Below are 19,753 nucleotides of genomic sequence, written 5' to 3' on the forward strand. Positions count from 1 at the left end.
AGCCGGGGCTGCGCCATATCTACCCTATGGGAAGGGTCGTTATCGCGTCTGCGGTTGAGGTCGCGATCGCGTTGCTATTCGAAGCGGCGACGACATACCAAGCATCCGCGCGGATCGGCGCGAAGCCCTTCGGATCGGCAAGTGGGGATCGGCCAGTGCCGGCGACAGGCTCGCCGGCCGGATAGGGTTTAACCCTGGCGGCCTTCCTGGGCGACCCGGGTGGGGGAGCTTGTGAGGCGCGGGACGACGACGAGACGCTTGATCTTGCCGTTTTTGTAGGCGGCAAGGAAGCGGTGATAGTCCTTGAAGACGACGCAGCCATTGGATTCCGCACGGCCGCCGCGCAGCATATAGGTGTGCGCAAGCAGGCCGTTGCGGCCGTATTTGTTGTTGCCGCTGGTCGGCGTGAGCCTGATTGCCTCGACCCCGTGAAAGCGCGACTCGCGCATCGACAGATTGTAGGTGTCGGGCGGCGTCGGGCCGACATTCTTGCGGTTGACGAAGCGCGGCTGGTCGACCATCGAGCCCAGCCCTGAATGCGCTTCCAGTTTCGAGCCGTCGGGCATGTAAACGGTCCTCGCCGAAATATCGTAGACGGCAACGCCATTGCCCGTCGTGGGGCCATTGAAAAGGTTGCGGAACGCGCTGCCGAGTCCGCCGCGCTCCGGCGTGTCCGGCTTGGCATAGGCGAGCATCTCGGACGCCTGCGCCTTGCGCTTGCCTGGCTTGGAGTCGGTCACGAGCGGTTTCGAACCTGTCACGCCCGGCAGGGCCTGGTCGCCGTTCCTCGGCGAGACCGCCGTCGGCGCGCCTTGCGCGGTATCGGCAGCGGCCGGCTGCGGCTTGGCCCTAGCGACCGGCGGCTTCGCGGCTTCGGGCTTCTGCGTCCTGGCGGCGTTTTCTTCGGGCGCTTCGGTGGCGCGTTCGAGCGTGGCGCGCGGGCGAAGGCCGGGCACGGCAATGGTGTCGGGCAGATCGTCCTGCGGCGGCAGCGAGGCGACCTGGTACGTGCCGTCCTTGCCGTTGTCCGGTTTGGCGGCGACATCGGGCGCGTCGGCGTTTTCGAGCGCGACGGCGGTCGGAAGGTCGGCCGTGTCCTCCGGCGCTATGTTGGCGAGCGCCAGCGCCAAGTCGGAAGCGCCGGCGATTTCGGCCGGCCGCGAACCGAAGCGGGCTTCCGCCGGGGCTCCCGGCAGCGCGCCGCCGAAGCGGCTCGCCGTAGGCAGGCTGGCCAGCAGGAACGGCGCCTTCTCGGCACGGGCAAAGGCATCGGCAAGCTTTTGCGGCGAAAGCGCGGCGCGCTTTACAACGCCGTCGAAGCGGTCGACGGCCCCGGCGGCCGAAGCCACCACGACGTTTTCATGCGCGACGCTATCCGGCGCCGGCAGCTTGAGGCGCGCCGTCTTGCCGGCGTGGCCTTCTTTCTTCAATTTTTCAGGAGCTTGGCCGTCATGCCTGAAGCTTGTCGCGAGGCTGAAGCAGCCGGAATCGCAGCCGCCGGTGAGCGAGCCTGCCTTGTAGCCGCCATTGACGGCAAGGTGCGGCGCCCAGGCGTTGGCGATCTGCCGGCGCTGGTCGCCAAGCGCGATGTTGCGCGGCGAAAGCAGGCCTTGCGGCAATCCGTTGGAAGCGGCGGTCAGCGAGGCGCTCACCGAATGGAGCCCCGCCAAGGTCGCGGCGGACCACAGCACGAGGGCGGCGCCGACAGCAGGCACCACGACCCAACGATGACCAGACTTTTGCGAAGTTACCCCCCCATGAGGAGCGTCACCCCGGTTCTTCAAACGCAAAAACGCCATACGACCACTCTCAATCGGCATGCCGGTTTGCGGACCTGGCACCCGTCACGATCACAGTTCGCTGGTGCCCCCTGCACCTTCACGCGTCTGTTGCCGATTGATTCAAAAGATGGACAAAGTTGGTTAACCAATCCCTCCACCAATCGCCGATTTGGCGACGGTCCATACGAAAAAAGAGCCCTCCATGATCTATGCCACGGTAAAAATGCTCTTCCTCACCCGCTTTGCTGCCCGTTTTTCCGGCCTCTGTCAAGAAAACGTGAAGGCTGGAACCGCAGCATCTCCAGCCGGCTAGAGGCCGATTGGGGTCAAAATGCGACGGTCTGAAGAATTGCGGAACAAGCCATTCGCAAAACCTTGGACCAGGTTTTGGGGAGTGCCGGCGGCCGGCGCGGTCTCCTTATTGCGAGGATCGCCCTAAAAAGCCACCCGCTGACTGCGGGCGATCTGAACGCCAACCGACTCTTGCGGCCTTGCCGTTACCGTGGGGTTGGTTGCCGACCGAGCAGCGACAAAGCCGGAAACGTCAGCGCCGTTCGTCAGGGCTGTCGGCGACACCGACATGGTGCCGATAGACCATCTCCCAGCCCTTCCATCCGGTGAACAGAAGAATGAGGACCACGAGCAGGGACAGTATTAGACCGATCGGAATGACCGCAGCCGCGCCATGAACATAGCGCGAATACCAGTTGTAGAGCTCGATCAGGACGACAATCACATTGCCGCCGGCGTGAAGCCATGCATCCCGAAGATTGCGGACCTGGTCATCGCCCAGCACATCAGTCAGGCCGGCAACAGCGGCCAGGGCCGCCATGATCAGACCGGCCCCGAGAAGCCACAGCGAGCCTGTCACCCAACCGGGATTGCCCGTTCGCCAGAAGATCAGGTCGCAGACCAAGGTGGCGACGAAAAACGCGATGGGAAAGGGGATCAGCATCGGGTGGATCGGATGGCCGCCGATGCTTGCCGTGCTGCGCGGATAGTGGGTCATGGCGACGCCTCCAAGCTAGCTGGGCCGACTGACCCTGCCCAACGGAGCTGGCCAGCCGCGACAGAGAACATGAAACCCCGGCGGCGGTGGAATGTTCCATTGCGCGCCGGCCGCTCGCAGCCGCGCCGACGCCGTTGCGCCAATGAACCGCGAAGCTCGGCTGTTTGTCGGCAGAAGCTTTTCGGTGCTCGGTTCGGTCCCCAATGTAGCAGACCGACGGTCCGGTCTTCATCAGCGAACGTCGATGACGACCATCAGACCGCCGCCGCCCTTCTCCTCGGTATTGTTATTCGTGGTGTGATGCGGGATGTGGCAGTGAATCAGCCACTTGCCCGGACGCCTCGCTGTCCAGACGACGTCATATCGCTGGCCCGGTCCGACATTGACCGTATCGGCAAGAAAACGTGCGGCGGCGGGAATCGTCTCGCCGTCGCGGGCGACCACTTCGAACGGGCCGCCATGGATGTGCATCGGGTGTATGAAGCCGTTGTTGCTGCCGATGAAGCGGACCTTTAGCGTCTCGCCGACCTTCATATGGATCGTATCTGTCGACGGATAGGCCTTGCCGTTGATGGTGAAGAAGTTCGGCATGCCGCCGTCCATCGGCATCGCAGGATAGGTCAGGCCTTCGCGGACCAGCCATTCCTGCAGCTCGATGACATAGTCGTGGTCGGCGGCGACCTCGTCGGCGGGACTGGCGGGATCGATGATCAGCGCGCCATAGAGGCCGAGTGCCTGGGTGCGGTCGGGCTTGGCGTGCGGATGATAGAAGTAAGTGCCGTGCTGGGTGGCGGTAAACTCGTAGGAATAGGTCTGCCCGGGCTTGATCGGCGCCTGGGTGATCTCGGCCGGCCCGTCCATCTGATTGGGCAGGATCAGGCCATGCCAGTGCACCGTTGTTTCCTCCGGCAAGGCGTTGGTGACGTTGATGCGCACCCGGTCGCCCTGACGGATGTGGATGCGCGGGCCCGGAATCTGACCGTTATAGGCATAGGCGTCGACCGTCACGTCCGGCAGGATGTGCCAGCGGATCACCGACGGCCTGAGATCGAACACCTTCACGCCGTTTTCCATGCGGAACGGCAGGTCTTGGTCGCCCTTCGCAGCCAGACCGTAAGACGCGCTCACCAGCCGAGGATCGGCCGCCGCCATGTCGCGCATGGTATCGGCCGGCGTGTCGCGGTCCATGATCATGCCCTGAGGCATGATCACTCCGCCGACGTCGCGGGCCGAGAGCCTGAGGTTCAGCCAGTTCGCAGGCGCCGCCATGCCGATCGCCAGGGCCAGAGCGGAAACCGTACCGAGCGCCGCGATTTGCGGTGTGGTCGCGTCAGAGCGCATGTGATGGCCGGCGGCGCGCTGTTCGCCCGCCGGTTCGTGGCCCTGCCGGGCATGGCCGTGCCCGCTCGCTTCGGCCGGTTGCGGGCGCTCGGTCATCAGCCCGTGCTTGAGGCCGCGCGCGACCAGCCAGACATTGGCGGGATAGGCCAGCGTGAAGCCGGCGATGACGCCCAGCGACATCACGCCCCAGAACAGAAGTTCGGTGGGCTCCATGGCGCGCATGTCGCGGCCCATCATCAGGAAGCTCATGACCGGCGCCATGCCGGCCATCATGAAGTTCATGGAGATGAACTCGGGCAGGAAGCTCTTCTTCACATTCTCCCAATAGCTGCCGCCCATCATCGATTTCATGAACAGCGATTGGAAGATGAACAGGCCGAAGGCGAAGCCGGCGAGATATTCGACGATGAGGTCGAGCCACATCGGCAGGCCGAGCGTGGCGGTGACGACCGCGGCAAGGATGATCCCGGTGGCGTCGCCGGCGACACAGTGAATGGTCGAGCCGACGCCCTGCTTCCAAAGAGGCTTTGTGAAGGCCTCATGCTCGCCGGGGCGCGGTTCCTTGTCGGCCAGCACATAAAGCAGCAGGCCGAGCGGGCCCATATAGAGCGTCACCAGGATGAAGCCCCATTTCATCACCACCGGCTCGGGATTGTTGCGGTATTGGTCGAACCCGACATAGAGCGTCGAAGCGGCCGCGAGCACGAACCAGGCAACGAGGAAATAATCGATCGGTTGGATGAGCATGATGCGGCCTCTGCTCGATGAAACGGCTGGTTGCATCCCCGCGGATGAACGCGGCCGAGGCCACTACGATCCATCTTGCGGAATTTGCGGCTCCAGCCTTCGATCGAGCTTGACCTTCCAGCAACTGGAACCCTTAGCGTCGGCGGCGAGGCCTGCGGCGGGCTCTCAATCGAGATCGAGGAGCGAAAAATGCATCGACGCGGTTTTCTGGCGGCAAGCCTGGCGACGGTTCTGGCGAGCCCGCGCGCGCTGGCGCAGATGAAGATGGACGACATGTCGAACATGCCCGGTATGGACCATGCCGGCCATGACATGGGCGCGATGGGTCAAGGCCCCGTGGCGCTGCCCCAGAACCAGCCCTTGCGCGAATTGCCGCTGCTGGCGAATGAAGCGGCCGGCCCCGGCCTGTTCAAGGCGAGGCTGACAGCAGAGTCGGCCACGGCGCGCTTTGCCGCCGACCGGGACACGCCGATTCTTGCTTATAACGGGATCAGCCCAGGACCGCTGATCGAGACCCAGGAGGGCGACCGCGTCGAGATCACCTTCTCGAACCGGATCGAGGGCGAGCCAAGCACCATCCACTGGCATGGCATGCCGGTGCCGGCGGACCAAGATGGCAATCCGATGGACCCGGTGGCGGCGGGCGCCGACCGTGTCTACGCCTTCGAACTGCCCGAAGGCTCGGCCGGCTCCTACTGGTATCATCCGCATCCGCATGGTCGGACGGCCGAGCAGGTTTATCGCGGCCTTGCCGGTGCGTTCCTCGTCAAGGCCAAGGCCGATCCGATCCCGGCCGCCTATGGAGACACCACGCTCTTCCTAACCGACCTTCGCCTCGCCGCCGACGGTTCAATGCCCGAAAACACCATGACCGACATGATGAATGGCCGCGTCGGCGATCACGTGCTGGTCAACGGCCAGAAGAACCCGCGGCTCGCCGTGGCAATGGGCACGAAACGGCGCTTGCGGCTCTACAATGCCACCAATGCGCGCTTCCTGAGGCTTGCTTTCGTCAACGCGGCAATGACGCTGATCGGCAGCGACGGCGGCCTGATTGAGGCGCCGGTGGCGGCCGACGAGATCCTGCTCAGCCCGGCCGAGCGCGTCGAGCTGGTCGTCGCTTTCGACAAGCCGGGGACAGCAATCCTCACCACGCTCGACTACGACCGCGGCTGGATGGGGCCGGGCCGGCCGGAGGACAAGGGGCTCGCCCTGCTGACGGCCGACGTCTCGGACACGCAGGCCGAGCCGATGCCGCCGCTGCCCGAGCGGCTGCGGCCGATCGCGCGATTTGGCCAGCCGACGGTTAGCCGCCGTCTCGTCTTCACCGAGATCATGGCGATGAAGCCCACCGGTATGGAGATGGGTTTTCTGATCAACGGCCTGGCGTTCGACATGGGGCGCGTCGATATCGTCGCCAGGGCCGGCGACACCGAGCTCTGGGAGATCGTCAACCAGGCCGACATGGACCATCCTTTCCATCTCCACGGCACACAGTTCCAGCTCATCGAGCGCGAGCGCGACGGCAAGGTCTCGAAGCCGCCCTATCTGGCGTGGAAGGACACGGTCAACGTGGCGCGCGGGGAGACGGTGCGGCTCGTCACGCGCCAGGAGCGGCCAGGGACGCGCATGTATCACTGCCACATCCTCGAGCATGAGCAGCTGGGTATGATGGGCGTCGTCGACGTGCAGGCATGAGGTCTGGCATCGTTTGCGCGGCGGCGGTGCTGGCCCTCGCCGTGTTGCCGGTAGCCGCACCGTCGCTGGCTCGGGACCCGGACAACGCGATCGTTACGACGCGCCAGGCCGCGATGAAGGAGATGGCCGCCGCAGCCAAGGCGATCGCCGAGATGTTCGACGGCAAGCGCGCCTATGAGCGGGCGGCCTTCAAGGCAGCGGCGGGCACACTCAGCGCCCGCACCGGCGGTGCTCTGATTGCAGAATTCCCGCGGGGCACAGTTGGCGCGCCGTCGGCCGCCAAACCGGAGATCGACCAGGCCCGGCCGGAGTTCGAGGCGCTCGCCCGCCATATCGGCCGGCTTGCCAATGCGCTCGCCGCCAAGGCCGGGAACGCGCCCGCCGAGATTACTGCCGACATGCGAATGACGGGATTGCCCGTAGACGGCGGCAGCCTGCTTGGCAAGCGCCCGGGCGTCGTCGAGGCCGATCCCGCAAAAATGCCGGCGGAGCATCTCCTGCACCTCATTCTGCAGGACTGCACGAGCTGCCATTCGAAGTTCCGGCGGAAAATCGAATGAGGCCGGATGCGTTCAGTTGCAAGACCTGTGGGCGAGGCGAAGAGGGGTTCGGTGGCAGTCGGCTTGCCCCAAAAGAAGTCATCCTCGCCGCACGCGGGGCGAGCTCGGTGCGGCACAGAGCAGTCAGCCCGACCTCACTGGCCTCGCAGCCGCGCGAAATCGTCGAGGATTGGTAGGCGCTCGCCCTAGCTTGGTCGGGCCTCGGTGCTCGCCAGTCATTCACTTGCTGCCTTGCTGTACTGCCCCGGGCACGATCAGAGCGCCCTGGTCAGGTCCCGAAAATTTGAAGCCGATAAAAAACAGGATGATGATGAGAACGCAGATTGCCAGCACCGTGACGAGGGTCCTTCTCGGGTTTTCGGCTGGCGGTCTGTCTTCCATGGCAATTCGCCTCGGACTCTAAACTCGGCGACAATGCCGGGGTTCCCAACGCCGCGCCGACCAACGGACTGGCCGACCCACGTCAGGACGCGGCTTTTAGCGGAATGTTCCTAACCAATACGGTGCGGGCCTGCGCTTCCGAATTCCCAGCATCATACTTGCGTCTGTGCTAATATATAACGATTACGCACTTTCGTGCGTAGCCAACATATTGGGAGGATGCGATGAAAACCATGAATCGCAGGTCTGCAATTGCTCTCAGCATGACGGCCGCCGCGGTCACGCCCTTGTTCACCCTGATGGCATCCGCAAAGACCAAGAAATACGGTCCGAAGGATGGCAAGGAGATAGCGCCCGGCATCAGAGTGGTTGAGGTCGGCACCGGCAATTCCGACATTCCCGCCTACAAGAGCATTTCAATTATCGACGTGGTCTTCCAGCCCGGAGCCCACGCGCCCGCAATGGTGATGGACAACGACATGGTATGCACGATTACGTCGGGCGCTTTCACGATCAAGAAAAAGGACAAGGAATTCAAGCTCAAGGAAGGCGACATGTACACCTGTTCCAAGGGCAAGACCGACGAGGCGACGAATACAAGCAAGGAGGTGGGCGTGCATCGCATCGCCGTCTTGATACCTGCCTAGGAGACCGGCATCCGGCCGGACGATCGGTTGCCATCGCCAGTCCAGCCGAGGCTTGGGAAAATTCGCGCGGAAGACGATGCTCGAGGCGCGCCTTAGCCGAACCAGGGACCAACCTCGTCTTGCCGCTGTTGTGCGCCCAAGGTCAGCGCTTGCGAGACATTGCGGAGCGCCGCCTCTATCAAGGCGGCGCCGGCGGGGCCAAGGGCCAGCCGGGCGATGACCGCGGCGACATGGGCGCATTGTGAACAATCCCTCCAGGCCGCCGCGTAGCGTCTGCCGGCGGCTTGGCGCCCCCTCGCGATTCTGAGAGAGGCGGCTCCGAGTCCGCGAGGGGCATCACAAAAATGACGCGCTCTCACCGCTATATGCCAGGCTGGATGCGCTAAAGCAGGGTTCATCATTATGGATGCCAGCGAATTGCAGGCCATAGGCGATACGCTGATGCGCGTCGTCACCCCCGATATGAAACCGAAAGACCTGCTCAAGGCGGTGCGAAAACTGCACCCGGACGCCAAGAAGAGGGATATTGCCCGCGCGGCCTTCCACGCCATTATCGCCAACGCCGACCAGGATCCCGGCAAGTCGCGCCACCTTCAGGCCTTCGCGCTTGCCGAGCGTACCCAGCAATCGGAATAAATTGCCGCGAATTGTAGTTTTGGGCTTGCCGGAAATTTAATAAGCGGCCTCTAATTTAATGGCTCAGCCGGCAGCTGGAGCCAATTCCAGGAAAAAGTGTGTCACGGTTTTCCGTCCGGAATTACCCCAGCCCCAACCGGTAATGAGCCCATGACCAAGAACCTCGGCAATGCCAAACCCAGCGCTCCTGCCAAGGAGATGAACCCCTCGCTGTTCGGCAAGGCCGCGCCGGCATTGTTTCCGCTGCTCGTCGCGGCGCTTGGCTATCTCATCGGCCGGCATTTCTTCGGCTTTTGACGGGTCGGCGTCCGGCACGCTATTTCTAGCCGGCCCAAGTGCAATTGTCGTCCCGACCATCCTCCTTGCAGCTTTGGTCCTAGGGCCTAGGTCGTTCTTGTCCTTGGCCGGGCCCAAGCGCATGCTGGTGGCAGCCGGCGGCCTCGCAAACTCCGGTCAGGCCCGGCCGCCGAACCCAGTATCACCCCCCCAAAGGCTGCCGGGCCGCCGCCTATGCGGCGAATTCTTCCGCGCTCGCCCACGGCCAACTGCCGCACTGCCTAAATCTGCAGTACCGCTCGGACGCCTTCGAATTCCGTGCTGCATCGTCTCGCAGACCGAACGCCATGTGGAAGTCGAACTCGGCTGCACCTAGGCGCAATGGCATGTCTTCGCCGCCATGCTCGCTTTTATTCGTGAAACTCGCAAATATGCCGAATAACGGCGGGTGCTCTTGCACTAAAGAACAATAAGCCACGCTTTTCGGCAATTCCAGACGCGCTAGATTGTATTGTGGGTCGGAGATAGGCAGTTCTTCGAATGAAGAGCAGGAGCTGTATATGGTAACAAGCGAGCCAGACAGTGTCCGCGTAAAAACCGTTAATGGCCAATGGATCGTGCGCGTCGTCGACGGCGGCAGGCTGAAGCAGCAAGTGTTCGACATTCACGCGCAGGCCGAGATCTTCGCCGAGGAGGAGCGGCTGCGACTGGGGCTGCCGGGCGAGCCGCCGGCCGAAGAGCCGGTCGGACCGCTCCCACACGGGCGGGCTCGCTGACGGGCGAGGAGTAGCCGGACCACGCCGATCGCTGAGGTCGGAACAGACCTATCCCTGATGCTCGGCTCTGAGCCTCTCTTTCATCCGTTCAAGCGCCGGCGGACCGCCGGCCGCCAGATCGTTGGCGACCCGGGCCAGCTTATCGTCGGCCTTGCGGTATTTGCTGCCCCAGGCGCCGAGCGTTGCCAGCACCGGCAAAAGGTCGATGCCGGCCTCGGTCAGCCGGTAGATCGCCTTCAGCCCGTGGCTCGGGTCGTCGCTGCGGGTGAGGATGCCTTCGTCGACCAGCGTCTGCAGCCGCTCGGCCAGCGTGCGCGACGAGATGCCTTCGTCGGATTGCAGGAACTCGCGAAAGTGCCTTTTCCCGGCGAAGGCCAGGTCGCGAATGATGAGCAGCGTCCAGCGGTCGCCGAGTAGTTCGAGCGAGAGGCTGATCGGGCAGCCGGATCGTTCCTTGGTCGACATCAGTATGGTTCCATTTTTAAATCACTTTACTATTGACATCGTTCTTGCCTTGCGTCAAATGGTTCCAGAAGTAAATCATTTGAGAGAGGAGATCGATATGAACCGGCAAGTCAAGCGTACGATGGTGGTCGTCGGCGCAACCAGCGAAGTGGGCGCCGAGGTCTCGGCCAGACTGACCGGGGCAGGGCATAAGGTGCGCAACATCGCCCGGAGCCTCGGCGTCGCACTCGACGATCAGGCGGCGCTCGACGCTGCCTTCTCGGGTGCCGACAGCGCTTACGTGATGATCCCCTTCGATGTCACTGCGCCCGATCTGCATCACTTTGAGGACGAGGTCGGCGCACGGCTGGCATCCTCCATCGCCAAGGCGGGCCTGCGCCGGATCGTGCTGCTCAGCGGCCTCAATGCCCATCTCAGAATGGGCACTTCGCTTGGCGCCGCGCTGATGGAAGAGCGGCTCGCAGTGCTAGGCCTGGAGGAACTCGTTTATCTGCGCGCCTCCTTCTTCATGGAGAATTTCGTCAAGGGCATGGGCTTCGTCGAGCAGGCGGCGTCCGGCGTCTTCGCCTCGCCATTCCGCGGCGACCTGCCGATGCCGCTGATTGCCGCCAAGGACGTTGGCGAACGCGCCGCCGCTCTATTGAGTGCCGAACACTTTCCGATCCAGCGCGTTGTCGAATTGCACGGCGGCGGCTCCTACACGCTCGAACAGGCTACCGCGATCCTGGGCAGGGCGATCGGCAAGGAGGTCGCCTACCATGAAGCGCCGTTCGCCGATGCGCGGGCCGGTATGGTCGCCAATGGCATATCGGCGAGTTTTGCCGATGCGCTGGGCGAGACGGCGGCAAGCTTCAACAGAGGCGAGCGCTGGGCGCTGGAAGCACCCTCAGCCGAAAATGCCACCCCGACCAGCTTCGAAGCCTGGGCGCAGGCTTTCGCCCGTTCGCCCGCCGCGGCCCGAGCCTTCACAGGCAGCAATTCCTGACGAGGGAGACCGGACATGAAGAAGCTTATCCTGCAGATGCAGATGTCGGTCGACGGTTTTGTCGGCGCCAATGAGGGCCATCGCTGGCAGCTTTGGGAATGGGGCGACGACAGCGCATGGGACGAGGAGCTTAAACGGGACTTCAACGCCGTTTTCACGACCATCGACACCATCCTGTTGAGCCGCAAGATGGCTGAGGAAGGCTATCTGACCCATTGGGGCAACGCGGCGAGGAAATATCCGAAGGACCGCTTCTTTGCCTTCGCCCAGCGCATCGTCGAGGCCGAAAAGGTGGTGGCGAGCGATAAGCTCGGGGCCTCGCGCTGGGAACGAACGCGCGTCGTAAGCGGCGACTTGCCGTGTGAGGTCAACGCGCTGAAGCAAGGCGAGGGCGGCGACATCGCCGTGTTCGGCGGCGCCGGCTTCGCCTCGGCGCTGATCGCCGCCGGCCTTGTCGACGAGTTCCAGCTCTTCATCAATCCGGCCGTTCTGGGCAGTGGTCGCCGCATTTTCGACAAGGGCGGCTTTGGCAGGCTGAGGCTCCTCGGCTCCAAGCCCTATGCCTGCGGCATGGTGGTGAGCCGCTATGCGCCAACGAGGTGAGAAGGTAATCGATGGGAGATCGCTCTGCCTGAATCAATCTGGCAGCGCGGCGTCCTAACTACCTGTCTGGCCATGCCTTTCCCGGATGGGTTGGCAACCGCCCCCGCTGACCAGCCGCAGCTGCACGCCTGGCGTGATGGACCGCTGCCAAGCGGCGCGGCCGTTGCCCACGGCGGCAAACCAGCGGGCTTCGCACGATGTCAGGCCGATAAGCACCCGGCCGGCATATTCGGCCGGCGCGCCATTGGCCGCATCGAACACCGTCCAGCTGCTGCCAGGCGGCTCCTGCACCGGGACGAACCTCATCGGAGACTCCATCTGTGAAGAGATGGGCAATATAGCAGGCGCGACTTGGCGTTCCTATGACGTGGTTCACATTGGCACACATTTACGGTGGATAGCACCGCTGCGGCTGCAAGCCACCAATCTCCTTGGCTGCTTGCCCTACTGCCCCGCCTGGTCGGCGTCGGTCAGCGTGCCGAGGAAGGCGACGATGTCGTCGATCTCGGCATCGGTCAGCGCCGGTTTGTCGCCGGGCTTTTTGCCGTTGAAGGGCGGGTCTGTGTTGAGGTTTCCCCAGTAAGCCTTTGGCAGGTCGTCGAATTTGTCGACCGTGCCGTCGGTCTTCTTCGGATACCAGCGCCCGGGATCCGTATCGCGGCTGGCGTAGAAGGCGACCGCGTCGCGCAGCGTGTGGAAATAGCCGTTGTGGAAGAAGCTTTTCCGCAAGGCAACGTTGCGCAGCGTCGGCGTCTTGAACAGGCCGCAATATTCGGCGCGGTCCTTGAGATCGGTGCGCAGCGGACCGCACAGGCCGAGGTCGACATAATTGGGATCGGCATTGGCGGAGATCGCCGGGTTGCGCGGCACGGCAATCGCGATCAGGCCGTAATCGGTGAATTGCGGCGGCTCGCCGTCATTGGCCGGTTCGCTGAGATGACAGCTCGCGCAATTGCCCTTCGCTGCGTCCTCGAACAGCATGCGGCCGCGCAATTCCTGCGCGGAGAGCTGCGCCTTGCCGGCAAGGAAAGCGTCGTAGCGGCTGGAATAGGGATAGAAATCGGCGCTGCTCTGCTCGAAGGTGCCCAGCGCTTCCACAGCGGCGTCGAAGGCGTCTTGCGGATGGTCGAAGACATCGGCGCCGAAGGCCGCCTTGAAGGCGCCGGCATAAGGCGCCTTGCGCAGGCTGGCGACCACTTCGGCCGCATCCTTGTTGCCCATTTCGAAGGACGACAGCAGCGGGATCCTTGCCTGGTCCTTGCCGTGGTCGGCGCGGCCGTCCCAGGTCAGCCCCCCGGTCGGGCCATTGTCGACGCTTTCGTCGCCTTCGTCCTCGGAGTCGTAGAAATGCTCGGTGAAGGCGGGCGCCGCCTGCAGGTAGCGCAGCGACGGCACGGCGCGAACGCCGGGCTGGTCAAGACTGGCCCCGCCCATTTCGACCGGCGCCGCCGAGGCCGGCCCGAAAGCGTGGTTGGGATCGTGGCAGGACGAGCAGGCCTGCTTGCCCGAGGCCGAGAGCGACGTGTCGAAGAACATCTGTCGCCCCAGCGCCGTCAGCGCCTCGGCGCGGGCGAAGGCTTCCTGCCGCGTCATCGGGCCGGGATGGACACCGGATGGCTCCTCGGTGTTGGCGGGCGCGGTGGAGGCCACGATCATGGCCGCTGCAATGGCGATCGCGTGATTTTTCCGACGTCCCATCGTCTTCGGCGATATCCCTGATTTCTTCGCCCGGTTTCTTTGGCGGCGTAAGGATCGAGTGCAACGGATTGATGACCGGTCTTCTCGCTCACGAAACCGTGTTCGGCCGGGGCCGAACTGTCACAAAGGTGACAAGGCGTCGAAGTAGCTGGGCATTGATGCAGCTGCGTTCCTGCATTGCCGTCCTCCAGCCATTCCCAAGCCACGAGGCATTTTCCAATGATCCGGTCCTTTCTCTCCCTTTGCCTCGCCTCCACGGCGCTGGCATCGCTCTCTGCCGCTGCCCAAGCGGCGCCTGCCGGTTACGACAAGATCGACACCGTCGTCGTCATCTACGCCGAGAACCGCAGCTTCGATAACCTTTATGGCGGCTTCCCCGGCGCCAACGGCCTGGCCAACGTTTCGCCCGACCAGGCGCGCCAGCTCGACCGCGACGGCAAGCCGCTTTCCGAACTGCCGCCGGCCTGGGGCGGACTGACCGGCAAGGGCGTCACGCCGGCGGTGACGGAGGCGCAGAGCGCGCATCTGCCCAATGCGACATTCGCCATCGACGATCCCAAGGGCTTCAACGAGAATACCGGCGTCATCACCCATGATCTGTGGCATCGTTTCTATCAGGAGCAGATGCAGATCGACGGCGGCCGGAACGACAAGTTCGTCGCCTGGGCCGATTCCGGCGCGCTGGTGATGGGCCATTATGACGGCTCGATCCTGCCGATGTGGGCGATCGCCAAAAAATACGTGCTGGCGGACAATTTCTTCCAGGGCGCCTTCGGCGGCTCCTTCCTCAACCATTTCATGCTGGCCTGCGCCTGCGTGCCTTACTATCCAAATGCCGACACCAGCCCGGTGAAGGCCCAGATTGCCGTCGTCGAGCCGGATGGCGTGACGCTGAAACCGGCCGACAATTCGCCGCCCTCGGCGCTGGGCGGCGTGCCGAAATTCACCAATGACGGCGCCATCACGCCCGACTTCTACGCCGTCAACACCATGCAGCCGCCTTACCAGCCAAGCGCCAACAAGCCGGCCGAGGGTGGCGACAAGGCGCTGGCCGATCCGGCACAGCCGACCACGCTGCCGCCGCAGCACGAGATCACCATCGGCGATCTGCTGTCGCTCAAGGGCATTTCCTGGGCGTGGTATTCGGGCGCCTGGCAGGCGGCGCTCGACGGCAAGAACGCGACGCCTGTGCCGAACTTCCAGTTCCACCACCAGCCCTTCAACTATTTCGCGGCCTATGCGCCGGGCACGGCCGCGCGGGCCGAGCACATCAAGGATGGCGGGCTCGGCGGCACCGAGTTCATCAAGGCGATCGACGACGGCAAGCTGCCGGCGGTCTCTTTCTACAAGCCGCAGGGCAACCTCAACGAACATGCCGGCTATGCCGACGTGACCTCCGGCGACCAGCATCTGGCCGACCTCGTCGCGCATCTGGAGAAGAGCCCGCAATGGGCGCATATGCTGGTGCTCGTCACCTATGACGAGAATGGCGGCTTCTGGGATCATGTCGCGCCGCCCAAGGCCGATCGCTGGGGCCCGGGCAACCGCATCCCGGCCTTCATCATCTCGCCCTATGCGAAGATGGGGATGGTCGATCACACGCAGTACGACACGACCTCGATCCTGCGTTTCATCACCGCCCGCTACGACCTGCCTGTGCTGCCCGGCATCGTCGCCCGCGACAAGGCGCTGCGCAACAACGACCAGCCGCCGATGGGCGATCTGACGGCAGCGCTCGATCTGACGAAGTAGCCTCTCAGAACCCGGGTTCCTCGCCCCCGCCAGAGCCGGGGGAGAGGTGTCCGCAAAGTGGACGGCGAGGGGGCTTCGCAGGGCGCTCCCCCTCTCCGTCTCGGCTTCGCCGAGCCACCTCTCCCCCATTTCATGGAGGCGAGGAAACGCCAATCGCCCAAGGCCTGCCTCGGCGATTGCCTCAGTGAATTCCCGTCCGCTATCAATGGCCTCCAAACTGGAGGCGACACGATGGCAGACTTGAAAATCAGAACCCGCAATGCCGGCGCGCTCGCCGTCCTGCCGCCGGGCGGGCTGCCGGTGATCACGACGCCGACCGGTGGCACGGTCGATGTGGTCACGCAGGTCAGCGCGCCCGGCTTCAGCCCGCTCGACCTGCTCCATGCCTCTTTGGCCGCCTGCATGGTGCTCAGCGCCCGCATCGCCGCCACCCGCCTCGGCGTCGCCGACCGGCTCGGCGAGGTGAGGGCGGATGTCAGCGGCGAGAAGGCGACGGACGAGCCCTCACGGGTCGAGACATTCATCGTCAAACTGGAGATCGCCGGCGACCTCGATGACGCGACGAAAGAGCGAATCCTGGCGGACGCGGAAAACATCTGCACCGTCTCCAACACGCTGCGCGGCGCGCCGGCGCTTCGTTCCACGCTGGGGTGAGCGCAATGGCGTATCTTTCGCCGATCGACTACGCGACCGCCTCGGACGACATCCGCGCCGAGCACGACCGCGAGCTCGCGCTGCGCGGCCGCATGACCAACATGAAGCGCATCCTGCTCCACTCGCCGGCCGCCCACCGCATCTACGCCGAATGGTTCACGCTGCGCGACCTTCTCAAGCCCACACTCGACGACCGCGCCATCTGGCTGTTGTCGAAAGCGGTCGCCGAAACGATGCGCGCCGAGATTCCCGTGACCTTCTTTCGCCGCGCCCTAATCGAGAACGGGCTCGACCCCGAAGCGATCGAACCGACCGCCGACGAGACGCTGCTGATTTCCTTCGGCATGGCAATCGCCGCCGATGCCAATGCCGTCCCGGAAGAAACCTGGGCCGCGCTCAAGGCGCGCTACGACGAGACGCTGCTCGTCAATCTCACCGCCTTCGCCGGCATCATGGTGGCGACCTGCGTGTTCACCAATGCGGTGAAGGTGGATCTCGATCCGGAGCTGGAGATGTATCGGAGGCAGTGAGGCGCGACTTCTCCTTCTCCCCCTGTGGGAGAAGGTGGATCGGCGCGTTAGCGCCGAGACGGATGAGGGGTGTTCCAGCTTGGCGATAAGATTGAAATCGCCGCCGCCTCATTCCTTCCAGCACCCCTCATCCGACCTCGCTGCGCGAGGCCACCTTCTCCCACAAGGGGAGAAGGGAAAGCCGGCGCCCACCCCCGCAGGAATCGGGTGGCCGATGCTCATCCATCGCCCCACTTTGACACCAAGCGAAGGAGCCAACCCATGACCATCCATTCCCTCAACACCAAGCGCGCCAGCCGCTCCGCCGAATCCCGCGTCGCAGCACAAGATTGGCGCGCGCTGGTCTCTGAACTCAACGCCCATGGCTGTGCCGTCATGCCCGGCATGCTGTCGGCGGAAGAATGCGCCGATATCGCCGCGCTCTACCCGCATGAAGAGCATTTCCGCAGCCATGTCGTAATGGCGCGCCACGGCTTCGGCAAGGGCGAATATCGGTATTTCAAATATCCGCTGCCGGACCTGATCGAGGGCCTGCGCACCACGCTCTACCCGCGCCTCGCCACGGTCGCCAATGACTGGAACGAGAAGATGGGTGTTGCCCAGCGCTATCCGGCCGAGCACGCCGCCTTCCTGAAACGCTGCCACGATGAGGGCCAGGTAAAGCCGACGCCGCTTCTGCTGCAATACGGCCCCGGCGATTTCAACTGCCTGCACCAGGATCTCTACGGCGAGCTTGCCTTTCCGCTGCAGGTGGCGATCCTGCTGTCCGAGCCCGGCGAGGATTTCACCGGCGGCGAATTCGTGCTCACCGAGCAGCGCCCGCGCATGCAAAGCCGCGCCGAGGTGGTGCCGCTCAAGCGCGGCGATGCGGTAATCTTCGCCGTGCACAACCGGCCGGTGGAGGGCACGCGAGGTTACTATCGCGTCAACCTGCGCCACGGCGTTAGCCGCCTGCGCTCAGGCGGGCGACATACGCTCGGCATCATCTTCCATGACGCGAGGTGACACTCCCCGAGGCGGCGTTTTTTTCTACGCTCCCGGCCGCCGATAACGGATCGATTTCGCCCTGCCCAGCGCGTCCATCATCTCCTCGACGCTGAGGAGGACGGTGGTCTCGCAGGAGCTGAGCGCCCCTCCGGCACCGATGGCGAGCACGACGGACGCCATCGAAACATTGTCCGGCGCCTCCCACAGGTTCCAGCCGTCGTGTTCGCCGAACGCGTACCAGAACCCGTGCAGCTTTCCGCCCACCGATTCTATGTATGAGCTGGCTGCCTTGCGGCGATCTTCGGGGTTTTCGATCATTCGCGCCCATGTCTCGGGCGTGTAGCTGAAGCGCGTCAGGTACATGGCCATGGTTGACCTCCCTTGCCAGAGCCCATCAAGTGGTTGGCTCCAGCACTAAGCGCTCGATCTGTCGGCGACGCGAATCAATTTTACCTCGGCTGGTCTGCCTCAAAGGGAATACGCCGAGCGCGGCATGCGGCGCTTCTGCCTCTTCCCCTCGTGCCCGCATTCGCGTAATGCCCCGGGCAAATCCCCGCCACGTCAGCGCAGTTTCCCGGACCGTCCCATGATCCGTCTCGAAAATATCGGCAAGCAGAACGGCCGACAGATCGTCTTCATCGAAGCTTCCGCCGCCTTGCAGAAGGGCGAGAAGGTCGGGCTGGTCGGCCCGAACGGCGCCGGCAAGACGACCCTGTTTCGCATGATCATTGGCCAGGAGCAGCCCGATGAAGGCCAGGTCTCGGTCGATCGCGGCGTCACCATCGGCTATTTCAGCCAGGATGTCGGCGATATGGGCGGCTTGAGCGCCGTCGCCGAAGTCATGGAAGGCGCCGGGCCGGTCAGCGCGGTCGCCGCCGAAATGCGCGAGCTCGAGCACGCCATGGGCGATCCCGACCGCGCCGACGACATGGATCAGATCATCGAGCGCTACGGCGAGTTGCAGCACCGCTTCGAGGAGCTTGACGGCTATGCGCTGGACGGTCGGGCGCGCGAGGTGTTGGACGGCCTCGGCTTCAGCCAGGAGATGATGGACGGCGACGTCTCAAAACTCTCCGGCGGCTGGAAGATGCGCGTGGCACTCGCCCGCATCCTCCTGATGCGGCCCGACGTCATGCTGCTCGACGAGCCGTCGAACCATCTCGACCTCGAAAGCCTGATCTGGCTGGAGAAATTCCTCAAGGATTATGACGGCGCGCTGCTGATGACCTCGCACGACCGCGAGTTCATGAACCGCATCGTCACCAAGATCATCGAGATCGACGCCGGTGCGCTCACCTCCTATTCCGGCAATTACGAATTCTACCAGGAGCAACGCGCGCTGGCCGACAAGCAGCTGCAGGCGCAGTTCGAGCGCCAGCAGGCGATGCTGGCCAAGGAGATTGCCTTCATCGAGCGTTTCAAGGCGCGTGCTTCCCATGCGGCCCAGGTGCAGAGCCGGGTGAAGAAGCTCGACAAGATCGACCGTGTCGAACCGCCGAAGCGCCGCCAGACGGTGACTTTCGAGTTCCAGCCGGCGCCGCGCTGCGGCGAGGACGTGGCGACGCTGAAGGGCATCCACAAGGCCTATGGCAGCCGCAATATCTATTCGGGCCTCGACTTCCAGATCCGCCGTCGCGAGCGCTGGTGCGTGATGGGCGTCAACGGCGCCGGCAAGTCGACGCTTCTGAAGCTGGTCGCCGGCGCCTCCGAGCCGGACGAAGGCTCCGTCGCGCGCGGCCCGAGCGTCAAGATGGGCTATTTCGCCCAGCACGCCATGGAGCTGCTCGATGGCGAGCGCACCGTCTTCCAGACGCTGGAGGACTCGTTTCCGCAGGCAGGCCAGGCGCCGCTCAGGGCTTTGGCCGGCTGCTTCGGCTTTTCCGGCGACGAGATCGAAAAGAAGTGCCGCGTGCTTTCCGGAGGCGAGAAGGCCCGGCTGGTGATGGCGCTGATGCTGTTCGATCCGCCCAACCTGCTGGTGCTCGACGAGCCGACCAACCACCTCGACATAACCACCAAGCAGATGCTGATCGAGGCGCTGTCGCAATATGAAGGCACGATGCTCTTCGTCTCGCACGACCGCCATTTCCTGGCGGCGCTGTCGAACCGCGTGCTCGAGCTGACGCCCGACGGCGTCCACACCTATGGCGGCGGCTACACCGAATATGTCGCCCGCACCGGCCAGGAGGCGCCGGGGCTGAGAGGGTAGGGCGAGACCTACGCAATT

General features: G+C 64.0%; 21 protein-coding genes. 13 read left to right on the top strand and 8 right to left on the bottom strand.

The window, feature by feature from the left end; genetic code table 11:
• Positions 1-188: 188 nt before the first annotated feature.
• The 3 genes from LB529_RS00970 to LB529_RS00980 form a co-directional block, all read right to left on the bottom strand.
• Positions 189-1,715, bottom strand: coding sequence for a tlde1 domain-containing protein (locus LB529_RS00970; RefSeq protein ID WP_224709897.1), 1,527 nt, complete (start codon positions 1,713-1,715; stop codon positions 189-191).
• A 610-nt stretch (positions 1,716-2,325) separates the two neighbouring features.
• A complete protein-coding gene (locus LB529_RS00975; protein WP_224709898.1) occupies positions 2,326-2,790 on the bottom strand; it encodes a DUF2231 domain-containing protein in 465 nt (154 codons plus the stop codon).
• Between the two features lie 231 nt (positions 2,791-3,021).
• The gene (locus tag LB529_RS00980) at positions 3,022-4,878 is read right to left on the bottom strand and encodes a DUF4396 domain-containing protein (protein WP_224709899.1); all 1,857 of its coding nucleotides are present in this window, start codon (positions 4,876-4,878) and stop codon (positions 3,022-3,024) included.
• Between the two features lie 189 nt (positions 4,879-5,067).
• Here LB529_RS00980 and LB529_RS00985 point away from each other — a divergent pair, with 189 nt between their 5' ends.
• Both LB529_RS00985 and LB529_RS00990 read left to right on the top strand, forming a co-directional pair.
• Positions 5,068-6,576 carry a multicopper oxidase family protein gene (locus LB529_RS00985; RefSeq protein ID WP_224709900.1) on the top strand — a complete coding sequence of 503 codons (1,509 nt, stop codon included), beginning with the start codon at positions 5,068-5,070 and terminating at the stop codon, positions 6,574-6,576.
• Positions 6,573-7,136 (top strand): cytochrome c, encoded by a 564-nt coding sequence (locus LB529_RS00990; protein WP_224709901.1) that lies wholly within the window; start codon positions 6,573-6,575, stop codon positions 7,134-7,136. The genes LB529_RS00985 and LB529_RS00990 overlap by 4 nt, the downstream gene beginning before the upstream one ends.
• Before the next feature lie 219 nt (positions 7,137-7,355).
• Here LB529_RS00990 and LB529_RS00995 read toward each other — a convergent pair whose 3' ends face one another.
• Positions 7,356-7,517 carry a hypothetical protein gene (locus LB529_RS00995; protein WP_224709902.1) on the bottom strand — a complete coding sequence of 54 codons (162 nt, stop codon included), beginning with the start codon at positions 7,515-7,517 and terminating at the stop codon, positions 7,356-7,358.
• Between the two features lie 224 nt (positions 7,518-7,741).
• Between LB529_RS00995 and LB529_RS01000 the strand changes: the two genes are divergently transcribed.
• The 4 genes from LB529_RS01000 (at position 7,742) to LB529_RS01015 (ending at position 9,852) form a co-directional block, all read left to right on the top strand.
• Entirely contained in the window at positions 7,742-8,164 is a 423-nt protein-coding gene (locus LB529_RS01000) for a hypothetical protein (protein WP_224709903.1), read from the top strand.
• A gap of 402 nt (positions 8,165-8,566) precedes the next feature.
• Complete coding sequence (locus LB529_RS01005) at positions 8,567-8,800, top strand: hypothetical protein (protein ID WP_224709904.1); 234 nt, start codon at positions 8,567-8,569, stop codon at positions 8,798-8,800.
• A gap of 150 nt (positions 8,801-8,950) precedes the next feature.
• Entirely contained in the window at positions 8,951-9,097 is a 147-nt protein-coding gene (locus tag LB529_RS01010) for a hypothetical protein (RefSeq protein WP_095767122.1), read from the top strand.
• 539 nt (positions 9,098-9,636) lie between these two features.
• A complete protein-coding gene (locus LB529_RS01015) occupies positions 9,637-9,852 on the top strand; it encodes a hypothetical protein (RefSeq protein ID WP_141245335.1) in 216 nt (71 codons plus the stop codon).
• Positions 9,853-9,900: 48 nt separating this feature from the next.
• Here the strand turns inward: LB529_RS01015 and LB529_RS01020 are convergent, their stop codons facing one another.
• Positions 9,901-10,317, bottom strand: coding sequence for a winged helix-turn-helix transcriptional regulator (locus LB529_RS01020; protein ID WP_095767125.1), 417 nt, complete (start codon positions 10,315-10,317; stop codon positions 9,901-9,903).
• 97 nt (positions 10,318-10,414) lie between these two features.
• Between LB529_RS01020 and LB529_RS01025 the strand changes: the two genes are divergently transcribed.
• Both LB529_RS01025 and LB529_RS01030 read left to right on the top strand, forming a co-directional pair.
• Positions 10,415-11,302, top strand: coding sequence for an NmrA family NAD(P)-binding protein (locus LB529_RS01025; RefSeq protein WP_224709905.1), 888 nt, complete (start codon positions 10,415-10,417; stop codon positions 11,300-11,302).
• A gap of 15 nt (positions 11,303-11,317) precedes the next feature.
• Entirely contained in the window at positions 11,318-11,905 is a 588-nt protein-coding gene (locus LB529_RS01030; RefSeq protein ID WP_224709906.1) for a dihydrofolate reductase family protein, read from the top strand.
• A 54-nt stretch (positions 11,906-11,959) separates the two neighbouring features.
• On the opposite strand, the gene LB529_RS01035 is transcribed toward LB529_RS01030, so the two are convergent.
• Positions 11,960-12,211, bottom strand: a complete 252-nt coding sequence (locus tag LB529_RS01035; RefSeq protein WP_095767128.1) for a hypothetical protein — start codon at positions 12,209-12,211, stop codon at positions 11,960-11,962.
• A 138-nt stretch (positions 12,212-12,349) separates the two neighbouring features.
• Positions 12,350-13,561 (bottom strand): cytochrome-c peroxidase, encoded by a 1,212-nt coding sequence (locus LB529_RS01040; protein ID WP_224710114.1) that lies wholly within the window; start codon positions 13,559-13,561, stop codon positions 12,350-12,352.
• A 261-nt stretch (positions 13,562-13,822) separates the two neighbouring features.
• On the opposite strand from LB529_RS01040, the gene LB529_RS01045 reads away from it, so the two are divergent.
• From LB529_RS01045 to LB529_RS01060, 4 genes are all read left to right on the top strand, one after another.
• Complete coding sequence (locus LB529_RS01045; protein ID WP_224709907.1) at positions 13,823-15,355, top strand: acid phosphatase; 1,533 nt, start codon at positions 13,823-13,825, stop codon at positions 15,353-15,355.
• Between the two features lie 231 nt (positions 15,356-15,586).
• Complete coding sequence (locus LB529_RS01050) at positions 15,587-16,009, top strand: OsmC family protein (RefSeq protein WP_140846122.1); 423 nt, start codon at positions 15,587-15,589, stop codon at positions 16,007-16,009.
• Positions 16,010-16,014: 5 nt separating this feature from the next.
• Positions 16,015-16,539: a hypothetical protein gene (locus LB529_RS01055; RefSeq protein ID WP_224709908.1), complete on the top strand. Its 525-nt coding sequence runs from the start codon at positions 16,015-16,017 to the stop codon at positions 16,537-16,539.
• A gap of 261 nt (positions 16,540-16,800) precedes the next feature.
• Entirely contained in the window at positions 16,801-17,544 is a 744-nt protein-coding gene (locus tag LB529_RS01060) for a 2OG-Fe(II) oxygenase (RefSeq protein ID WP_140846994.1), read from the top strand.
• A gap of 24 nt (positions 17,545-17,568) precedes the next feature.
• On the opposite strand, the gene LB529_RS01065 is transcribed toward LB529_RS01060, so the two are convergent.
• Positions 17,569-17,895: a GYD domain-containing protein gene (locus LB529_RS01065; protein ID WP_224524808.1), complete on the bottom strand. Its 327-nt coding sequence runs from the start codon at positions 17,893-17,895 to the stop codon at positions 17,569-17,571.
• A 217-nt stretch (positions 17,896-18,112) separates the two neighbouring features.
• Between LB529_RS01065 and LB529_RS01070 the strand changes: the two genes are divergently transcribed.
• On the top strand, positions 18,113-19,735 hold the full coding sequence (locus LB529_RS01070; RefSeq protein ID WP_224709909.1) for an ABC-F family ATP-binding cassette domain-containing protein: 1,623 nt from the start codon (positions 18,113-18,115) through the stop codon (positions 19,733-19,735).
• Positions 19,736-19,753 lie beyond the last annotated feature (18 nt).

The organism is Mesorhizobium sp. CA5 (assembly GCF_020165105.1).
Lineage (GTDB): Bacteria > Pseudomonadota > Alphaproteobacteria > Rhizobiales > Rhizobiaceae > Mesorhizobium.

Coding starts and splice junctions, on each gene's coding strand:
- LB529_RS00975 (WP_224709898.1), bottom strand. CDS start 2,790: ATGACCCACTATCCGCGCAGCACGGCAAGCATCGGCGGCCATCCGATC.
- LB529_RS00980 (WP_224709899.1), bottom strand. CDS start 4,878: ATGCTCATCCAACCGATCGATTATTTCCTCGTTGCCTGGTTCGTGCTC.
- LB529_RS00985 (WP_224709900.1), top strand. CDS start 5,068: ATGCATCGACGCGGTTTTCTGGCGGCAAGCCTGGCGACGGTTCTGGCG.
- LB529_RS00990 (WP_224709901.1), top strand. CDS start 6,573: ATGAGGTCTGGCATCGTTTGCGCGGCGGCGGTGCTGGCCCTCGCCGTG.
- LB529_RS00995 (WP_224709902.1), bottom strand. CDS start 7,517: ATGGAAGACAGACCGCCAGCCGAAAACCCGAGAAGGACCCTCGTCACG.
- LB529_RS01000 (WP_224709903.1), top strand. CDS start 7,742: ATGAAAACCATGAATCGCAGGTCTGCAATTGCTCTCAGCATGACGGCC.
- LB529_RS01005 (WP_224709904.1), top strand. CDS start 8,567: ATGGATGCCAGCGAATTGCAGGCCATAGGCGATACGCTGATGCGCGTC.
- LB529_RS01010 (WP_095767122.1), top strand. CDS start 8,951: ATGACCAAGAACCTCGGCAATGCCAAACCCAGCGCTCCTGCCAAGGAG.
- LB529_RS01015 (WP_141245335.1), top strand. CDS start 9,637: ATGGTAACAAGCGAGCCAGACAGTGTCCGCGTAAAAACCGTTAATGGC.
- LB529_RS01020 (WP_095767125.1), bottom strand. CDS start 10,317: ATGTCGACCAAGGAACGATCCGGCTGCCCGATCAGCCTCTCGCTCGAA.
- LB529_RS01025 (WP_224709905.1), top strand. CDS start 10,415: ATGAACCGGCAAGTCAAGCGTACGATGGTGGTCGTCGGCGCAACCAGC.
- LB529_RS01030 (WP_224709906.1), top strand. CDS start 11,318: ATGAAGAAGCTTATCCTGCAGATGCAGATGTCGGTCGACGGTTTTGTC.
- LB529_RS01035 (WP_095767128.1), bottom strand. CDS start 12,211: ATGAGGTTCGTCCCGGTGCAGGAGCCGCCTGGCAGCAGCTGGACGGTG.
- LB529_RS01040 (WP_224710114.1), bottom strand. CDS start 13,561: ATGATCGTGGCCTCCACCGCGCCCGCCAACACCGAGGAGCCATCCGGT.
- LB529_RS01045 (WP_224709907.1), top strand. CDS start 13,823: ATGATCCGGTCCTTTCTCTCCCTTTGCCTCGCCTCCACGGCGCTGGCA.
- LB529_RS01050 (WP_140846122.1), top strand. CDS start 15,587: ATGGCAGACTTGAAAATCAGAACCCGCAATGCCGGCGCGCTCGCCGTC.
- LB529_RS01055 (WP_224709908.1), top strand. CDS start 16,015: ATGGCGTATCTTTCGCCGATCGACTACGCGACCGCCTCGGACGACATC.
- LB529_RS01060 (WP_140846994.1), top strand. CDS start 16,801: ATGACCATCCATTCCCTCAACACCAAGCGCGCCAGCCGCTCCGCCGAA.
- LB529_RS01065 (WP_224524808.1), bottom strand. CDS start 17,895: ATGGCCATGTACCTGACGCGCTTCAGCTACACGCCCGAGACATGGGCG.
- LB529_RS01070 (WP_224709909.1), top strand. CDS start 18,113: ATGATCCGTCTCGAAAATATCGGCAAGCAGAACGGCCGACAGATCGTC.